Source organism: Sphingobium sp. MP9-4 (genome assembly GCF_005281675.1).
Lineage (GTDB): Bacteria > Pseudomonadota > Alphaproteobacteria > Sphingomonadales > Sphingomonadaceae > Sphingobium > Sphingobium yanoikuyae.
In genome coordinates, this window is the sequence record NZ_LUFI01000014.1 from 1 (window position 1) to 16,905 (window position 16,905).

At 65.6% G+C, this 16,905-nt stretch carries 16 protein-coding genes and 1 pseudogene; 14 read left to right on the forward strand and 3 right to left on the reverse strand.

All coding sequences use genetic code 11. The features are described from left to right. The 3 genes and pseudogenes from A0U87_RS02805 to A0U87_RS26960 form a co-directional block, all read left to right on the forward strand. Positions 1-546, forward strand: a pseudogene (locus A0U87_RS02805) (hypothetical protein); the annotation flags it as partial. A 163-nt stretch (positions 547-709) separates the two neighbouring features. Further along, positions 710-1,381: a hypothetical protein gene (locus A0U87_RS02810; protein ID WP_137405206.1), complete on the forward strand. Its 672-nt coding sequence runs from the start codon at positions 710-712 to the stop codon at positions 1,379-1,381. Between the two features lie 156 nt (positions 1,382-1,537). Continuing rightward, positions 1,538-2,755 (forward strand): calcium-binding protein, encoded by a 1,218-nt coding sequence (locus tag A0U87_RS26960; protein WP_048937560.1) that lies wholly within the window; start codon positions 1,538-1,540, stop codon positions 2,753-2,755. 54 nt (positions 2,756-2,809) lie between these two features. Here A0U87_RS26960 and A0U87_RS02820 read toward each other — a convergent pair whose 3' ends face one another. Together A0U87_RS02820 and A0U87_RS02825 are read right to left on the reverse strand one after the other, a co-directional pair. Further along, complete coding sequence (locus A0U87_RS02820) at positions 2,810-3,121, reverse strand: hypothetical protein (RefSeq protein WP_048937559.1); 312 nt, start codon at positions 3,119-3,121, stop codon at positions 2,810-2,812. Between the two features lie 44 nt (positions 3,122-3,165). After that, positions 3,166-4,764 (reverse strand): M28 family metallopeptidase, encoded by a 1,599-nt coding sequence (locus A0U87_RS02825; RefSeq protein ID WP_048937558.1) that lies wholly within the window; start codon positions 4,762-4,764, stop codon positions 3,166-3,168. Positions 4,765-4,872: 108 nt separating this feature from the next. Between A0U87_RS02825 and A0U87_RS02830 the strand changes: the two genes are divergently transcribed. The 4 genes from A0U87_RS02830 (at position 4,873) to A0U87_RS02845 (ending at position 8,586) form a co-directional block, all read left to right on the forward strand. Then, complete coding sequence (locus A0U87_RS02830) at positions 4,873-5,655, forward strand: head GIN domain-containing protein (RefSeq protein ID WP_048937557.1); 783 nt, start codon at positions 4,873-4,875, stop codon at positions 5,653-5,655. Then, positions 5,607-6,338: a DUF2807 domain-containing protein gene (locus A0U87_RS02835; protein ID WP_048937556.1), complete on the forward strand. Its 732-nt coding sequence runs from the start codon at positions 5,607-5,609 to the stop codon at positions 6,336-6,338. Before A0U87_RS02830 ends, A0U87_RS02835 begins: the two co-directional genes overlap by 49 nt. Before the next feature lie 105 nt (positions 6,339-6,443). Beyond that, complete coding sequence (locus A0U87_RS02840) at positions 6,444-7,715, forward strand: ammonium transporter (protein WP_048937555.1); 1,272 nt, start codon at positions 6,444-6,446, stop codon at positions 7,713-7,715. A gap of 7 nt (positions 7,716-7,722) precedes the next feature. Further along, positions 7,723-8,586: a glycosyltransferase gene (locus A0U87_RS02845; protein ID WP_048937554.1), complete on the forward strand. Its 864-nt coding sequence runs from the start codon at positions 7,723-7,725 to the stop codon at positions 8,584-8,586. A gap of 49 nt (positions 8,587-8,635) precedes the next feature. On the opposite strand, the gene A0U87_RS02850 is transcribed toward A0U87_RS02845, so the two are convergent. Then, on the reverse strand, positions 8,636-9,967 hold the full coding sequence (locus tag A0U87_RS02850) for an MFS transporter (protein ID WP_048937553.1): 1,332 nt from the start codon (positions 9,965-9,967) through the stop codon (positions 8,636-8,638). Between the two features lie 187 nt (positions 9,968-10,154). Here A0U87_RS02850 and cyoA point away from each other — a divergent pair, with 187 nt between their 5' ends. From cyoA to A0U87_RS02885, 7 genes are read left to right on the forward strand one after another with little or no spacing between them, the layout of a single operon-like run. Beyond that, positions 10,155-11,270 (forward strand): ubiquinol oxidase subunit II, encoded by a 1,116-nt coding sequence (cyoA, locus tag A0U87_RS02855; protein WP_026108879.1) that lies wholly within the window; start codon positions 10,155-10,157, stop codon positions 11,268-11,270. 5 nt (positions 11,271-11,275) lie between these two features. Further along, entirely contained in the window at positions 11,276-13,276 is a 2,001-nt protein-coding gene (gene cyoB / locus A0U87_RS02860) for a cytochrome o ubiquinol oxidase subunit I (RefSeq protein WP_026108880.1), read from the forward strand. Between the two features lie 5 nt (positions 13,277-13,281). Then, complete coding sequence (gene cyoC, locus A0U87_RS02865; protein WP_004207842.1) at positions 13,282-13,905, forward strand: cytochrome o ubiquinol oxidase subunit III; 624 nt, start codon at positions 13,282-13,284, stop codon at positions 13,903-13,905. Beyond that, positions 13,902-14,318, forward strand: coding sequence for a cytochrome o ubiquinol oxidase subunit IV (gene cyoD / locus A0U87_RS02870; protein ID WP_017499771.1), 417 nt, complete (start codon positions 13,902-13,904; stop codon positions 14,316-14,318). The genes cyoC and cyoD overlap by 4 nt, the downstream gene beginning before the upstream one ends. Continuing rightward, the gene (locus tag A0U87_RS02875; protein WP_048937551.1) at positions 14,315-15,040 is read left to right on the forward strand and encodes an SURF1 family protein; all 726 of its coding nucleotides are present in this window, start codon (positions 14,315-14,317) and stop codon (positions 15,038-15,040) included. The genes cyoD and A0U87_RS02875 overlap by 4 nt, the downstream gene beginning before the upstream one ends. Next, positions 15,037-16,371: an ATP-binding protein gene (locus tag A0U87_RS02880; RefSeq protein ID WP_048937550.1), complete on the forward strand. Its 1,335-nt coding sequence runs from the start codon at positions 15,037-15,039 to the stop codon at positions 16,369-16,371. Before A0U87_RS02875 ends, A0U87_RS02880 begins: the two co-directional genes overlap by 4 nt. Beyond that, positions 16,361-16,894 carry a response regulator transcription factor gene (locus tag A0U87_RS02885; RefSeq protein WP_017499774.1) on the forward strand — a complete coding sequence of 178 codons (534 nt, stop codon included), beginning with the start codon at positions 16,361-16,363 and terminating at the stop codon, positions 16,892-16,894. The genes A0U87_RS02880 and A0U87_RS02885 overlap by 11 nt, the downstream gene beginning before the upstream one ends. The last annotated feature ends 11 nt before the right edge of the window (positions 16,895-16,905 follow it).

Here is a 16,905-nt window from a genome sequence, read left to right on the forward strand (position 1 = left end):
GTCGCCGCCATGGCCGGCCCGCCTCCAGCCACCCCGCCCTCGTCCCCGGCCCCGCCCGACCAGCCGCCCGCCCCGCCAAAGGGGCCGCCGATCATCGTCACCGGCCGCCCCAACCCGATCCTCGCGGGCCAATGGGCGTTCAGCCAGCACCAGACCGTGATCCGCGATTTCAGCACCCGCACCCTGCCGATCCGCACCTGGAACCTGTGCATCCCCGACGGCACGATCGACGCGACGATCGAAACCATGCTGGACGACAGTTTCGCCGGCCCCGGCACGTCCAGCTATTGCCGACAATGGAAACTGGACGGCGACGGCGCCGCCATACACGGCAATCAGCGCTGCTGGCTCGGGCCGGGGGTGCGGATGCAGGGCAAGCTGGAAGGCGAAATCGGCCCGCGCAGTGTCGAGATAAAACGCAACATCCGCCTGTTCGAGGTCAATAGCGCGCCCGCCCGCTATCTGGGCAGCCCCATGGGCGGCGACGCAGAATTTCTCATGTCGATCACCGGCACTCGCGTCGGCAATTGCAGGCCCCGGCGCTGAGCGCACCAGACCGCGGCGTCGCAAAATCGGCAGCCGTTCCGATCGCGCCTTGCCATTCCGGCAAGCCAGTGCATAGGCGCCACCAGGAAATGTTCCGCTGGGCCACAGAGGGCGTCTCCCATAATCAATCGGCTCCGAATCCATCCGGAAGGGGGACAGTATTTTGCGTTATTCCGCTTTGGTGATCGTCTTTTTCACGACGTCGGCGCTGGCCCAGACCGGCAGCATCATCGACCATCGGGCTGCCAACATCCCGGCGGGAAAGACGCTCGGCATCGCCGAAAAGCGCCATATCATGCAGGATTTCGCCGCCTGCACGGTCCGGCGCTGGCGCCATGGCGTGGAACGCTATCTCGACACCGTGCCGGAATCGGTCGAGGCCCAGACAATGGGCGCGCGGCTGGCGACGGAGGATTGCCTGATCAGCGGTCAGATGCAATTTCAGGAAGCCCTCTATCGCGCCGCCGCTTATGAGGCGATGTATCGCGTCACCTTCGCGCGTCAGGGCGTGTCCGATTTCACGTCCGTGCCGCCGATCGATTATGCGCAACCAGGCGCGCCCACGGACGAAGCGGCATCCGCACGGGCAACCCTGCGCCGCCTGGCCGATTGCGCCGTGCGCCACGGCCCGCTCGAAGCGCGCGCGCTCATCCTCTCGCCGATCGGCGGACCGGACGAAAACGCCGCCTTCGCCGCCGTCACGCCGATGGTTTCGGCCTGCATGCCCGCCGACGCCACGGTCAATTTCTCGAAGATCAGCCTGCGCGGTTATGTTGGCGAGGCGCTCTATCGCCTGTCGATGGCGGCGCGAGGCGCCAGCGCCCCGCCATCCTGAGGATACGACCGGCCACGCCAGCACCATAAAACAAGCCCTGCGCAATTGGCCGCCATGCTTTCCAAGCCGGGCAGATCGATATAATATCGCACGCACAAATCCGCCGTCCCGTCATCGGTCCCGCGCCAATATGGGACTGGAGAAGGATCGACCGTCATGGCCAATCGCTACGGAACCAAGAATAACAATATTCTAAGCGGCACCACCGGTCGCGACCGGATCGTCGGGCGCGGCGGCAATGACATTCTCTATGGCCGCGGCGGCCGGGACGTACTGCTCGGCGGATCGGGTGGAGACCGCATCCATCTCGGCATTGCCAGCCGCTATTCGGACGTGTTCGGCAGCCGGATCGACGGTGGCGAGGGCACCGACCTCGCTTATCTCTACCTCAGCGAAATGACGCAGAAGCTGAAGATCCTGCCCAATTTCGAACGCATTACCGCCGATGCGGGCGACGGCACAGCCCCGCGCACCCTGGTCACGATCCACGGCATCGAAGTGCTGATCGCCTATCTGGGCACGGGCGACGATTATGTCCTGCTCGGCCCTCGCGAGGCGATCATCCGGGCCGGCGATGGCAGGGACAGGCTGATCGGCGGCGACATGCACGACGATTTCAGGGGCGATGGCGGCGATGACGTGCTGTTCGGCCAGGGCGGCGGCGACAGCCTGGATGGCGGCGCGGGCACGGATCTCATCCTTGGCGGCGCCGGCGCGGACGACATTGTCGGCGCCGACGGTGCCGATCGCCTATATGGCGGCGATGATCGCGATACGCTCTCGGGTGGCAACGGCGATGATCGCATCCATGGCGATGCCGGCGATGACATACTCTATGGCGGGTCGGACGCGGACATAATGTTCGGCGACGACGGCGCCGATATCCTGTGGGGCGAATGGGGCGACGACCGGCTCTATGGCGCCAGCGGCAATGACCAACTCGACGGCGGTGAAGGCCGCGACATAGTGGACGGAGGCGCCGGGGACGATGCCGTCGCCGGCGGCGCGGGCAATGACAGGATCTATGGCGGCCTCGGCGCCGATCGCCTGCTCGGCGGCGCCGGCAAGGATCGCTTTGTCTGGCGCGACCTGGCCGAAGGCGGCGATACCGTCCGCGATTTCGAACAGGGCGTGGATCGGCTGGTCGTGGCCGGCCGCGCCGTGGGTGGCCTGACCAGCGTGAACGACAGCAATTTTTCCAGCAATGCCAACGGCGTGGCAATCGATGCCAATGATCGATTCCTCTATGCGCAGGACAGCAGGATGCTGTTCTTCGATCCCGATGGCAGCGGCGCGGCCCCCGCCACGCTGATTGCCCAAATTCAGTTCAACGTCGGCATCCAGCTTTACGCCAGCGACATCGTCATTGGATGAAGCCGGCGTCGCGAAGGCGCCCCCGCAAGCAAAGCTCAACCCATAACCGATCGATTATCGTATTTCGTCCATCTGTTCCCTAGCAGCCTTGGCTTCGGCGCAAAATTCCCCCGCCTCGCGACAGCGCCGCTCCATCTTCTCGACGGCCTCCTTCCATTGCTGCAAAACATAGGGGTCTCCCACGATCGAGGGAGAGAATATCCGTCGGCCAGATAGCGGCGATGCCGGCGCGCCCGACGACATGGCAGAAGGCGCCGCCTCCTGCCGATGCGCCACGCGCTGCGACACCCCTATGCCCAGCAGGAAAAAGCCCGCCGCCCCCACCACCAGCCCGCATCCGGTCAGCACGCGCCTGGCCTGGCTCATGATCGTTCTCCGCCGCTCGCCCTGCGCCCTATTTCACGAACCGCCTATTTCACGAACCGCTTGAAGAAGCTGTCGCTGTTCCAACTCGGCCGCGTGTCCGCATTGGCGACCCGCAGCGTCACCGCAGTCACATAATCGTTCAGCTTCGCCGTCTCGGCCGGCATCACCGGCTGGTTCGCGTCGTCGAAGGGCGAATGATAGATGTTCGCGCGCCACGCCTTCTCCACCGTCGCTTCCGGCGTCCCGGCCTTGAAGCCATATTTGAAGAACAGCGCCGGTATCCCCTCGCGGATGAAGGCATATTGGTCGGACCGGATGAAGACGTTGCGGTCGGGGAAGGGATCGGGCGTGATCGGCAGGCCCATCGCGACGCTCACCGCCGCCGCATCCTGGCCCAGGCTGCTCTGGTCATAGCCGACCGGGGTCACGCTGGTCAGCTTGAAGATCGGCAGCGCCATGTCGAAATTGAGGTCGGCGACAATGCTCTTGCTCGGCACGGTCGGCCGCCGCGCGAAATAGCGCGATCCCAGCAGGCCCTTTTCCTCGCCGGTGACGATGGTGAACAGGATGGAGCGTTTCGGCTTCACCTTGCTCGCCTTCAACGCCTTGGCGATCTCGATCAGGCTGGCGACGCCCGACGCATTGTCCAGCGCGCCATTATAGATGGCGTCGCCCTTGATCGGCGTGCCGACGCCATAGCCGTCCAGATGCGCCGACAGCACGACATAGTCCTTGGCCAGCTTGGGGTCGCTGCCCGGCATCACCGCCACCAGATTGGGCGAGGACAAGGCCACCCGTTTGGCCGCGACCGCGGCCTTGAGCCGCAGCGTCAGCGGGAAGCTGGCGACCGGCTTCGACGCATCGGCGGCCGCCGCGATCGCGGCGAAATCCTGGCCGCTGCCGGCGAACAGGTCGGCCGACCGGGCCGGGTCGAACTGGGCATTGAGGAAGGGCGTCTGCGTGTCGCGCATCGCCACATCCTCATAATAGACCGCCGGCGCGCTCGCCAGCGCCTTGCGCCGGTCCCAGGGAATCTCGACCTGCCCCGGCGTCACCAGGCTGATCATGCCGAGCGCCCCCTGCGCCGCCAGCCAGTGGCCCCGTTCCGATCGGGCATGGGATTTGAGCGCGCCGCTGATCTCCGCCGGCCCGCCCGAAACGACCACCACGATCTTGCCCTTCAGGTCCAGCCCGGCAAAATCGTCATGGCCCACTTCGGGCAGATGCAGGCCATAGCCGGCAAACACCATCGGCGCGTCGATCGCGCCGGGCACCGGGCCGCCGCTGCCGGAAAAGATGATGTCGCCCGGCACCGCCAGCGCCGTCTCGCCACGCGCGCCGACCAGGCTCGCCCTGCTCTCGCCCGACAGCACCGTCTGCTCGACAAAGGCGATCGGCTGCTTGTAGCCCTCGACCCCGGCGGGTTTCAGCCCCAATGCCTGAAACTGGCCGATCACATAGTCGGCCGCCTTGTCATAGCCCGGCGTGCCGGTGCCGCGCCCCTGCATGTCGTCCGCCGCCAATATCTGGACATGGCGCCACCATGTCGCACCGCGCGCCGCCAGATCATCCTCAGCCGGCGCGGCGCTGGCCGCCGCTCCCATCATCGCGACCAGCGGCAGGGCGGAAAACAGCTTGCGCATCGGTGGAATACCCTTCTTTTATCCTGCAGATATCATGCCTTATCCTGCCCGACGAACAAGGGGGCTTGGAACCGCCACGGCAAGAGTGTATTGTAAAGATAATACAGCATGGAGATAATGATGCCGCGCCTACCCCTGCCCCGTCACCTGACCCTCGCCACCCTGCTCGCCATCGGCCTTGCCACCAGCGCCTGCTCGCGCGGCAACGACCATCAGGCCGGCGGTGGCAACGGCGAATCCCCAGCCGCCGCCAGCACCCCGCAGGACTGGGCCGCACTCAAGGATTTCAGCCGCATCGACGTGACCGGACCTGACAATGTCGTCGTCACCATCGGCCCCAAATTCTCGGTCACCGCCGATGGCGATCCCAAGTCGGTCGCCCTGCTCGACATCCGGACCAAGGCCGACACGCTCCAGATCGGCCGCAAGTCCGAAGGCATGTGGAACAAGGTCGACGGCGGCAAGGGCGCGACCATCCATGTCACCCTGCCCGCGATCCGCGCGATCGACGTCACCGGCTCGGGCGACTTCACCCTCGACAAGGCGGAAGGGACCGAACTCGCCCTCTCGCTCACCGGCTCGGGCGATCTCGACATCGGCCAGGTGAAGCTTGGCAGCCTCAAGGCGGAAATCACCGGATCGGGCAGCATCACCCTCGCCGGCACCGCCGATCAGGGCGAATTGTCGATCACCGGCACCGGCGACATCGATGCCGCCGGGCTGAAGCTCGGCCGTGCCGCCGCCGAAGTCATGGGCACCGGCGACATGGACTTTGCCTCCGACGGTCCGGTCGCTATCAAGATCATGGGCACCGGCGACGTCAAGGTGAAGGGCAAGGCGCAATGCACGACGAACACGATGGGACCGGGCGAAGCGCATTGCGGCCCCTGATGCTGGCAGCGGCGGCGGCACTGGCCGGGGCTTCCCCCGCCGGCGCCGCCACCCGCGGCTATACCATCACCAGCTTCGACCAGATCCGCGTCGACGCCCCGGTCACGGTCATCATCACCACCGGCACCGGCGTCTCGGCGCGGGCGGAGGGGGACCAGCGCGCGCTCGACCGGCTGCGCGTCGATGTCTCGGGCCGGCTCGCCATCATCTCGATGGAGCGGCCCGAACCGGGCGAAAAGGGTCTTGGCCCCGCCACCATCCGCCTCTCCACCGGCGAAGTGAACCGTGTCGTCCTGACCGGCGGCGGCGCCGTCGCGGTCAGCGCGATGAAGGGCCTCAATGGCGAGATCGTCCAGGGCGGCAATGGCGATGTCAGCGTCGCGTCGCTCCAGCTCGACAATCTCCAGGTCACGCTCGCCGGCGGCGGCCGCACCACGCTCGCCGGCACCGCCGGCGTCGCCAATCTGCGCATCAGCGGCCCCGGCGCGATCGTCGCCGACCATCTGGTCGCGCGCCAGGCCGCGATCCTCAACGACGGCTCGGGCAATGTCGCCCTCACCGCCAACGGCCCGGTCAGCATCCGCTCGACCGGATCGGGCGATGTCAGCGTCGCCGGCCGGCCGATCTGCACCGTCGAAAATGAAGGCACCGGCCGCATCCAGTGCGGCACCGAGGGCTTCTGAACGACACGGCGGCGGATCAACCTGCCGGAACATTGCCATGCTTATGGAAGTCTTTACCCTGCCCGCGCTAGTCAGGGCGACCTGACCCCAACCGGACCTTCCTCCATGCGCCCAGCCCTTGCCCTGCCCGTTCTTGCCGCCCTGTTGCTGGCCCAGCCGGCCGCGGCCCAGGTGGCGGCGCCCGACAGCGGCGATACCGGCTGGATGATCGCCTGCGCCCTGTTGCTGCTGCTTGCCGCACTGCCGGGCCTGATGCTGCGTCATGCGGGGCTCGCCAATGTCCGTCACGGGCTTGCCGCCATGGCCCAGACGCTGGTCGCCGGCGCGACGATCCTGCTCGGCTGGGGGCTCGCCGGCTACAGCCTTGCTTATGCGCCGGGCAGCGAATGGCTGGGCGGCGGCAGCAATCTGCTGCTCGCCAATCTTGCCCCGCTGCGCGATGGCCTCACCGTGCCCGAATCCGCCTTCGTCCTGTTCCAGATGGGCTTTGCCGTGCTGGCCGGCGCCATCGCCGTCGGCGCGATCGCCGGCCGAGCCCGCCTTGGCTGGGTCGCCGCCTTCGCGCCGCTCTGGCTGCTGCTGGTCTTCGCCCCGATCACCCACTGGATGTGGGGCGGCGGCTGGCTGGCACAGCTTGGCGCGATGGATTTTGCCGGTGGCTTGGTCGTCCATGTCCTGGCCGGCTTCTCCGCCCTTGCTCTCGCCCTCGTCGCCGGACGCCCCCGCGATGCCCAGGGTGGCGGCCATGCCCATATCCTCGCCATCGCCGGCGGCGCGCTCTTCTGGGTCGGCTATGCCGGTGCGGTCGGCGGCTGGGCGCTGGGCGCCACCGACGATGCCGCCACCGCCATCCTCAACCTCTTCTTCGCCGCCTGCGCCGCCAGCCTCGGCTGGGCGCTGGTCGACCGGCTGCTCGGCGCCCATGCCAGCGCCACCGGCCTGCTATCCGGCGCCATTGCCGGCCTCGCCGCCATTTCCGCATCGGCCGCCCTGGTCGGCACCGGCGGGGCGATGCTGGTCGGCCTCGCCGCCGCGATCATCGCCCGCATCGGCGCCGGTTTCGCCAGCGCCTGGATCGACGATCCCGCCCATATCTTCGCCGTCCATGGCCTGGGCGGCGCGACCGGCGCGCTGCTGCTGCCTTTGTTCGTCCTGCCGTTGCTCGGCGGGGTCGGGTTCGACGCCGGCATCACCGCCACCGCCAGCCTGCTCGCCCAGGCGATCGGTCTGGTCGTGATTGCACTGTGGGCGCTGGTCGGCACCGCCATCGCCGCGCTGATCGTCTCGATCCTGGTGCCGCTGCGCGCCACGCCCCAGGCCGAAGCCGATGGCCCGGACGCCGTCGAACATGGCCAGCAGGGCTGGGACTTCCGCTGATCTCGCCATGGTCGTCGCCGTCGCCATCTTCGCCCATCAGGAGGAACGTCGGATCGCCGGCTGTCTCGGCTCGCTGCCGCTCGACCGCCCGGACACGATCTTCCATGTGCTGGTGAACGGCACCACCGACCGCACCGTGGCGCGTGCCCGCGCCGCCGCCGCCGGCCGCGCCCATGTGATCGTCCATGACATCGCCGCCGGCGGCAAGTCGCGCACCTGGAACCATTTCGTCCACCACCTGCTCACCGGCACGGAGGATGCCGTCATCTTCCTCGACGGCGATGCCCAGATCGCGCCCGGATCGATCGACGCGCTGGTGGCCGACCTTGCCGCCCACCCGCAGGCCAACGCCGCCGCCGGCATGCCGGTCAATGGTCGCGAAGTGGAAACCTATCGCCGCAACCTGCGGATCGAGCGCGGCATCTTCGGCGATCTCTATGCCCTGTCCGGCCGCTTCGTCGCCGCCATCCGGGCGAGTGGCCTGCGCCTGCCCGACGATCTGGTCGGCGACGACGGGCTGGTCGCCTCCTGGGCGCATACCGATCTGGCAAGCGACGCCGACTGGCAACTGGAGCGGGTATTGGCCTGCGAGGGCGCCGGCTTCGCCTGCGAACCGGTCGGCCTCACCCGGCCGCTGACCTGGCGAATGCACTACAAGCGGCTGATCAACTATTCGGTCCGCTATTATCAGAACCGCATCGTCTCCGACATCATGAGCCGGATCGGCCCCGCCGGCCTGCCGCGCGAACTGGTCAGCCTCTATCCCGACTGGCTGCCGCGCTGGCGCCCCCGTCCCGGCCCGATCGGCTGGTTCGACCGCAAGGGCCTCGCCCGGATGAAAGCACGGGTCGCAGCGACAAAAAAAGCGTGACCGGCCGGGCCGATCACGCTTCCCATTTTGCCAAGGCCGTCGGCCGGGATCAGCGATCCCGCGCCGCCAGCTCCTTGTTGACGTAGAGCGCCACCATCGTCGCGACCGCGCCCGACAGCAGATAGATGCCCGAGGCGGCCAGACCGAACTTCACCGACAGCAGCAGCGCCAGCAGCGGCGCGAAGCCGGCACCGACCAGCCAGGCCAGATCCGACGTCAGCGCCGAACTGGTATAGCGCGCCTCGGTCGCGAAGTTGGACGCCACCACGCCCGACGACTGGCCGAACGCCAGGCCCAGCAGCATGAAGCCCAGGATCATGAAGGCGACCTCGCCCAGATCCCCGCCATTGAGCAGCAGCGGTGCCACCACCGCGAAGATCGCGATGCCTAGAGCCGACCAGCCGAGCAGCGAGCGACGACCAATCTGGTCGGCGATGAAGCCCGACACCACGATCGCCAGCAGGCCGACCGACGCGCCGATCATCTCGATCACCAGGAAGCGATCGATCGGCTGATCGGTGAACAGCACCACCCAGCTGAGCGGAAACACGGTAACCATGTGGAACAGGGCAAAGCTCGCCAGCGGCGCGAACGCACCGATGATGATGTTGCGCCCTTCCGCCTTGACCGTCGGCAGCACCTGCGACGGCACCAGATCCTTCTGCTCGAACAAACGCTCGAACTCATGCGTCACCACGATGCGCAACCGGGCGAACAGCGCCACGACGTTGATCGCGAAGGCGACGAAGAAGGGGTAGCGCCAGCCCCAGTCGAGGAAGTCCGCTTCCGACAGCGTCAGCAGGAAGAAGGCGAACAGACCGCTCGCCACCAACAGCGCCAGCGGCGCGCCGAGCTGCGGCACCATCGCATACCAGCCACGCTGGTGCGGCGGCGCGTTGAGCGACAGCAGCGACGCCAGGCCATCCCATGTCCCGCCCAGCGCAATGCCCTGCGCCGCGCGCAGGATCACCAGAACGACAGCGGCATAGTGGCCAATCGTCGCATAACCGGGCATAAAGGCGATCGCCGCGGTCGACCCGCCCAGCAGGAACAGGGCCGCCGTCAATTTGGTCCCGCGGCCATAGCGCCGGTCGATCGCCATGAAGATCAGCGACCCGATCGGACGTGTGATGAAGGCGACGGCGAAGATCGCGAAGGAATAGAGCGTGCCCGTCAGGGCATCGACATAGGGAAAAACCAGGTTCGGAAAAACGATAACCGAAGCAATGGAGTAAACGAAGAAGTCAAAAAATTCGGAGGTGCGGCCAATGATCACACCAATGGAGATGTCTCCCGGTGCAATGCTGTGGTCGCGTGCATTGATTTTGCGCGCATCATCCTCAAGCGAACTGGAGGTGAAGGCAATGGCCTGTGAAGTCATAGGCATCCGCTCCCTGGCTGGGCCGACGGTGCCTGTTTTGGGTCTCCCGACGGCCAGAGAATGGCAACATAACAGAAAACCCACAGAGTCTAAGCAGTATCCCACATGGGAAACATTTTTTGCGTCCGCACATAATTGGACAAATTGCCCACTATCGCATGGCGTGCGGAATCGGTAACCGCGCGCCATGTCACACCCTCTCTCACCCAACTGGAGCCGGCTTCTGCGCTGGTCCTCCGCGATCCTTGCGGCGCCGCTGGCGGGCTGCAACTGGGTCGTGATGAACCCGTCGGGCGACATTGCGGTGCAGCAGCGCGATCTGATCCTGATCTCGACCGCGCTCATGCTCCTCATTGTCATCCCCGTCATGGCACTGGTCGTCTATTTCGCCTGGCGTTACCGCGCCGCGAACAAGGCGGTCGAAAAGGAATATGACCCCGACTGGGATCATTCCACCAAGCTGGAGCTGCTGATCTGGTCGGCCCCGCTCCTCATCATCATCTGCCTGGGCGCGCTGACCTGGGTGAGCACGCACAAGCTGGACCCCTATCGTCCGCTCGACCGCATCGACGCGCAGACCGCGATCGATCCCAAGGTCAAGCCGCTGGTCGTCCAGGTCGTGGCGCTCGACTGGAAATGGCTCTTCATCTATCCCGAACAGGGTATCGCCACCGTCAATGAAATGGCGCTGCCGACCAATGTTCCGGTCCGTTTCGACATCACTGCCTCGACCGTGATGAACAGCTTCTATATCCCTGAACTCGCCGGCCAGATCTACGCGATGCCCGGCATGAAGACGCAGCTCCACGCCGTCGCCAACAAGCCGGTCACCGGCACCGGCTTCTCCGCCAACTATTCGGGCGCGGGCTTCACCCACATGCGCTTCGGCTACAAGGCGCTGGACCAGGCCGGCTTTGACGCCTGGGTCGCTAAGGTGAAGGCCAGCAATGCGTCGCTCGACCGCAATGTCTATCTGAACCTGGCCAAGCCCAGCGAAAAGGCGCCCGTCGCCTATTTCTCGGCCGCCGATGCCAAGCTGTTCGACGCGGTCGTCAATCTCTGCCCCAAGCCCGGCCAGCGTTGCATGGGCGAGCTGATGCACATCAACCAGATGGGCGGCGCGGGCAAGGAGTCAGCCAAGGAGACCGAAGGCCTCCAGTACGACTTCCCCAACAGCCATGTGATCGACCAGACCGATCGCAACGAGGGCAAGGAAACCGCCCCCGATGCACCCGGTGCCGAAAAGGCCCCGGCCGATCACTCCTCTCACAGCGGCGCTGACGCGCACGCGCAGCATCGGTAAGAGACATGACCGGTACACTCACAACAGCACAGATGATCTTCGGTCGTCTGACATGGGACGCGTTCCCATGGCATGAACCCATCGTCGTCGCGACATTCTGCGCGGTGGTGCTGGGCGGCGCGGCCGTCGTTGCGGCGCTGACCTATTTCAAGCTCTGGGGCTATCTCTGGAAGGAATGGTTCACCAGCGTGGACCACAAGAAGATCGGCATCATGTACATGGTGCTCGGCCTTGTCATGTTCCTGCGCGGCTTTGCCGACGCCGTCATGATGCGCCTCCAGCAGGCGCTCGCCTTCAACGGGTCCGAGGGTTACCTCAACGCCCATCACTATGACCAGGTGTTCACGGCCCACGGCGTGATCATGATCTTCTTCGTGGCGATGCCGTTCATCACCGGTTTGATGAACTATATCGTCCCGCTGCAGATCGGCGCCCGCGACGTCAGCTTCCCCTTCCTGAACAATTTCTCGTTCTGGATGACCACGGGCGGCGCGGTGCTGGTGATGGCCTCGCTGTTCCTGGGCGAATTCGCCCAGACCGGCTGGCTCGCCTATCCGCCGCTCTCGGGGATCGACTATAGCCCGGCCACGGGTGTCGACTATTATATCTGGGCCCTGCAGGTGGCAGGCGTCGGCACGACATTGTCGGGCATCAACCTGATCGCGACCATCGTGAAGATGCGCGCGCCGGGCATGTCCCTCATGAAGATGCCGGTGTTCACCTGGACCTCGCTCTGCGCGAACATCCTGATCGTCGCTTCCTTCCCGATCCTGACCGCCACGCTGGTCCTGCTGTCGCTCGACCGCTATGCCGGCACCAACTTCTTCACGAACGACTTCGGCGGCAACCCGATGATGTACGTGAACCTGATCTGGATCTGGGGTCACCCGGAAGTCTACATCCTCATCCTGCCGCTGTTCGGCGTCTTCTCGGAAGTCACCTCGACCTTCTCGGGCAAGCGCCTGTTCGGCTACACCTCGATGGTCTACGCGACCTGCTGCATCATGGTGCTCTCCTACCTCGTGTGGCTGCACCACTTCTTCACCATGGGCTCGGGCGCCAGCGTCAACAGCTTCTTCGGCATCACGACGATGATCATCTCGATCCCGACGGGTGCGAAGCTCTTCAACTGGCTCTTCACCATGTATCGCGGCAAGATCCGTTTCGAGCTGCCGATGATGTGGACCGTCGCCTTCATGCTGACCTTCACGGTCGGCGGCATGACCGGCGTTCTGCTCGCCGTTCCGCCGGCCGACTTCGTGCTGCACAACTCGCTGTTCCTGATCGCACACTTCCATAACGTGATCATCGGCGGCGTGCTGTTCGGCCTGTTCGCGGCGATCAACTACTGGTGGCCCAAGGCCTTCGGCTTCAAGCTGAACGTGTTCTGGGGCAAGGTCAGCTTCTGGTGCTGGCAGGTCGGCTTCTGGCTCGCCTTCACCCCGCTGTACATCATGGGCCTGATGGGCGTGACGCGTCGCATGCGCGTGTTCGACGATCCGTCGCTGCAGATCTACTTCGTCATTGCCGCGATCGGCGCCGCCATCGTCGCGGCCGGCATCGGCGCGATGCTGCTTCAGTTCGCCATCTCCATCTGGAAGCGCGACGAACTGAAGGTCGAAGGCGATCCGTGGGATGGCCGTACCCTGGAGTGGGCGACCAGCTCGCCCCCGCCGGAGTATAATTTCGCCTTCACGCCGGTCGTCTATGACGCCGACAGCTGGGCGGACATGAAGAAGAATGGCTATCAGCGTCCGCTGACCGGCTATCAGGCGATCCACATGCCCAGCAGCACCGGCGCCGGCGTCATCCTTGCCGCCCTGTCGACGCTCTGCGGCTTCGCGCTGATCTGGTACATCTGGTGGCTCGCGGGCCTCAGCTTCATCGGCATCGTCGCGGTCGCCATCGGCCACACCTTCAACTACAAGCGCGACTTCTACATCCCCGTCGAGGATGTGACGCGCACCGAGGAAGAGCGCACGCGAATCCTCGCCGCTGGAGTCTGACTGACATGAGCAGCGCAACTGCAACCACGGAACCTCGGGCATATCATTTGCCCGAGGAGCCGCACCTCCACGAAGGCCACAGCACCATGCTGGGCTTCTGGATGTACCTGATGAGCGACTGCCTCATCTTCGCCATCCTGTTCGCCACCTATGCCGTGCTCGGCGGCAGCTTTGCCGGCGGCCCCGGCCCGAAGGATCTGTTCGACCTGCCGCTCATCGCGCTCAACACCGCGATGCTGCTCTTCTCGTCGATCACCTACGGCTTCGCCATGCTGGCGATGGAAAAGAACCGGATCAGCGCCACCCAGGGCTGGCTGTTCGTCACCCTCCTGTTCGGCGGGGCGTTCCTGTTCATCGAACTCTACGAATTCTCGCACCTCATCCATGAAGGTGCGGGTCCGTGGCGTTCGGCATTCCTGTCGGCCTTCTTCACCTTGGTCGGCACCCACGGCCTGCACGTCACCTTCGGTTCGATCTGGCTGATCACGCTGATGGTGCAGGTGGCCAAGAAGGGTCTGATCCCGGCCAACAAGCGTCGCCTGATGTGCCTGTCGATGTTCTGGCACTTCCTCGACGTCATCTGGATCGGCGTCTTCACCTTTGTCTATCTGATGGGAGTCCTGCGGTGAGCGACGCTGTCCATAGCCACGACGCCCACGGTCATGGGCACGATCATCACGATGACCATCATGAAGAAGGATCGCATGGCAGCTTCGGCAGCTACATGATCGGCTTTGGCCTGTCGGTGATCCTGACGGCCATTCCCTTCTGGCTGGTGATGTCGGGCGTGCTGGGCAATCCCCAGCTGACCGGCATCGTCATCATGGCCTTCGCCGCGGTGCAGGTGATCGTCCACATGATCTACTTCCTGCACATGAACACCCGCGTCGAAGGCGGCTGGTCGTTCATGGCGATGATGCTGACCATCGTCCTGGTCGTCATCGTGCTGTCGGGTTCGATGTGGGTCATGTTCCACCTCAACGCGAACATGATGCCGCACGCCGACATGTCGGCGATGCACAATATGAGCGAGATGCCGTGACATCCGCGAAGATCGGGGGGCGCCGCCGGCGCTCCCCGCGCTTTACGATCGGCCTGACGCTGATCGCCCTCATCCTGTTTTCCGGTCTTTGCGCGCTCGGCAGCTGGCAAGTCTATCGCCTCGCCTGGAAGCGCGACCTGATCGCACGGGTCGACGCCCGCATCCATGCCGCGCCCGTCCCCGCCCCCCGCAGCATTACCAGCGACGACGAATATCGCCGCGTCACCGCATCGGGCCGTTTCCTGCATGACAAGGCGGTGCTGACCCAGGCCGTCACCGTGCGCGGCCCCGGTTTCTGGGTGATGACGCCGCTGGTGACCGACGCCGGCTTCACCCTGATGGTCAATCGCGGCTTCGTGCCGCAGGACAATCGCACCCGCTACAGCCGGCCTCTAGGCAAGGTCCAGATCGTCGGCCTGCTGCGCCTGACCGAGCCCAAGGGTGGTTTCCTGCGCAGCAATGATCCCGCCGCCGGCCGCTGGTATTCGCGCGATGTCGCCGCGATCGCCGCCGCGCAGCATGTCGCCCCGCCGGTCGCGGACTATTTCGTCGATGCCGGCGCCAATTGCGCGCCCGACACCGCGCCGGTCGGCGGCCTGACCGTCGTCCGCTTCCCCAACAATCACCTCCAATATGCCATCACCTGGTTCATACTGGCGGCGATGGTCGCAGGCGCCTACATCTTCCTCATGCGTCGGGATCCAGAAGACAGCGCGGAATGAGCGAGACCCAAGCCGTCAGGCGCCGCTGGCTGCCCAGCCAGTGGCCCGCCGATGCCGCCGGTCGCAAGAATATGGCGCTGCTGATCCAGCTGCGCTGGATTGCGATCGCCGGGCAGCTGGTGACGATCCTGATCGTCCAGTTCCTGATGGGTGTGCGCCTGCCCCTCGCCCCGATGCTGCTGGTCGCCGCCGTCGCCGTGCTGGTCAACGCCGCCAGCTTTGCGGCGCTGCGCCCCCGGACCGACATCACCCGCGCCGAACTGTCGGTGTCGCTATTGTTCGACGTGCTGCTGCTGACCGCCCAGCTCTATCTGTCGGGCGGCGCGACCAACCCCTTCGTCTCGCTCTATCTGCTCCAGGTCGCGCTTGGCGTGCTGCTGCTCGACCGGGCGAGCGCCTGGGGCATCACCGCCGTGTCGGCGCTGTGCGCCGGCCTGCTGGCGCTCGACTATCGCCCGCTCGACCTGAGCGACCGGCTGGCAGGCCGGCTGTTCGACCTGCACATCATCGGCACCTGGATCTGCTTCACCATGATCGCGGTGCTGCTGGTGCTGTTCATCACCCGGATCAACCGCAACCTTCAGGCGCGCGAAGCCTATCTCGCCAGCATGCGGCAGCATGCGGCCGAGGAGGAACATATCGTCCGCATGGGCCTGCTCGCCTCGGGCGCGGCGCATGAATTGGGCACCCCCCTCGCCCAGCTCGCCGTGGTGCTGGGCGACTGGCGCCGCATGCCCGAAATCACCGAGCATCCCGCTCTGGTCGAGGAAGTGGGCGAGATGCAGAGCGCGGTCCTGCGCTGCAAGGCGATCGTCACCGGCATCCTTCTTTCCTCGGGCGAGGCGCGCGGCGAGGCGCCGGCCGTCACCAATGTCCGCGACTTCATCGAGGGCATTGCGGCCGAATGGCGCCGCGCTAACCCCGGCATGCCGCTGCGCTGCGACTTCGGCCCGCATGATTATCCGCGCATCATCGCCGACCCGGTGATCCGCCAGGCGGTCGGCAATCTGCTCGACAATGCGCGTGAGGCCGGCGCCACCTATATCGACCTGCTGGTCGGACGCGACAGCGCCTCGCTCAACATCGCGGTGCGCGACAATGGCAGCGGCTTTTCGCAGGCAATGCTGGAGGATTTCGGCAAGCCCTACCGCTCCAGCAAGGGCAAGGAAGGCCATGGCCTCGGCCTCTTCCTTGTGGTCAATGTCGTGCGCAAGCTGGGCGGCAGCGTATCGGCCAGCAATGGCGCCGATGGCGGCGCGCTGATCCTGCTGCGCCTGCCGCTCGATACGGTCGCACTGGAAGAGGAAAGTGACAGCGAAGATGACAGCTGAACGGCTGCTGGTGATCGTCGAGGATGACGAGGCCTTTGCAAAGACCCTCAAACGTTCGTTCGAGCGGCGTGGCTATGACGTGCTGACCGCCGCCAGCCATGGCGCGCTGGAGGAGGTGCTCAAGGGCAACCGCCCCGGCTATGCCGTGGTCGATCTGAAGCTCGGCCCGGAATCGGGCCTGGTCTGCGTCCAGACGCTGCACGCCCATGATCCCGACATGCTGATCGTGGTGCTGACCGGCTTTGCCAGCATTGCAACTGCGGTCGAGGCGATCAAGCTCGGCGCGACCAACTATCTGGCGAAACCCTCCAACACCGACGATATCGAGGCCGCCTTCGCCCGCTCGGGCGGCGACCCCGCCGCGCCGCTGGCGCCGCGCCCGACATCGATCAAGACGCTGGAATGGGAACATATCCATGAGGTGCTGAAGGATTGCGACTTCAACATCTCCGAAACCGCCCGGCGTCTGGGGATGCACCGCCGCACCCTCGCCCGCAAGCTGGCGAAACGCCAGGTCGGCTAATTTCGCGCGCG

Coding starts and splice junctions, on each gene's coding strand:
- A0U87_RS26960 (WP_048937560.1), top strand. CDS start 1,538: ATGGCCAATCGCTACGGAACCAAGAATAACAATATTCTAAGCGGCACC.
- A0U87_RS02820 (WP_048937559.1), bottom strand. CDS start 3,121: ATGAGCCAGGCCAGGCGCGTGCTGACCGGATGCGGGCTGGTGGTGGGG.
- A0U87_RS02825 (WP_048937558.1), bottom strand. CDS start 4,764: ATGCGCAAGCTGTTTTCCGCCCTGCCGCTGGTCGCGATGATGGGAGCG.
- A0U87_RS02830 (WP_048937557.1), top strand. CDS start 4,873: ATGGAGATAATGATGCCGCGCCTACCCCTGCCCCGTCACCTGACCCTC.
- A0U87_RS02835 (WP_048937556.1), top strand. CDS start 5,607: ATGCACGACGAACACGATGGGACCGGGCGAAGCGCATTGCGGCCCCTG.
- A0U87_RS02840 (WP_048937555.1), top strand. CDS start 6,444: ATGCGCCCAGCCCTTGCCCTGCCCGTTCTTGCCGCCCTGTTGCTGGCC.
- A0U87_RS02845 (WP_048937554.1), top strand. CDS start 7,723: ATGGTCGTCGCCGTCGCCATCTTCGCCCATCAGGAGGAACGTCGGATC.
- A0U87_RS02850 (WP_048937553.1), bottom strand. CDS start 9,967: ATGACTTCACAGGCCATTGCCTTCACCTCCAGTTCGCTTGAGGATGAT.
- cyoA (WP_026108879.1), top strand. CDS start 10,155: ATGTCACACCCTCTCTCACCCAACTGGAGCCGGCTTCTGCGCTGGTCC.
- cyoB (WP_026108880.1), top strand. CDS start 11,276: ATGACCGGTACACTCACAACAGCACAGATGATCTTCGGTCGTCTGACA.
- cyoC (WP_004207842.1), top strand. CDS start 13,282: ATGAGCAGCGCAACTGCAACCACGGAACCTCGGGCATATCATTTGCCC.
- A0U87_RS02880 (WP_048937550.1), top strand. CDS start 15,037: ATGAGCGAGACCCAAGCCGTCAGGCGCCGCTGGCTGCCCAGCCAGTGG.
- A0U87_RS02885 (WP_017499774.1), top strand. CDS start 16,361: ATGACAGCTGAACGGCTGCTGGTGATCGTCGAGGATGACGAGGCCTTT.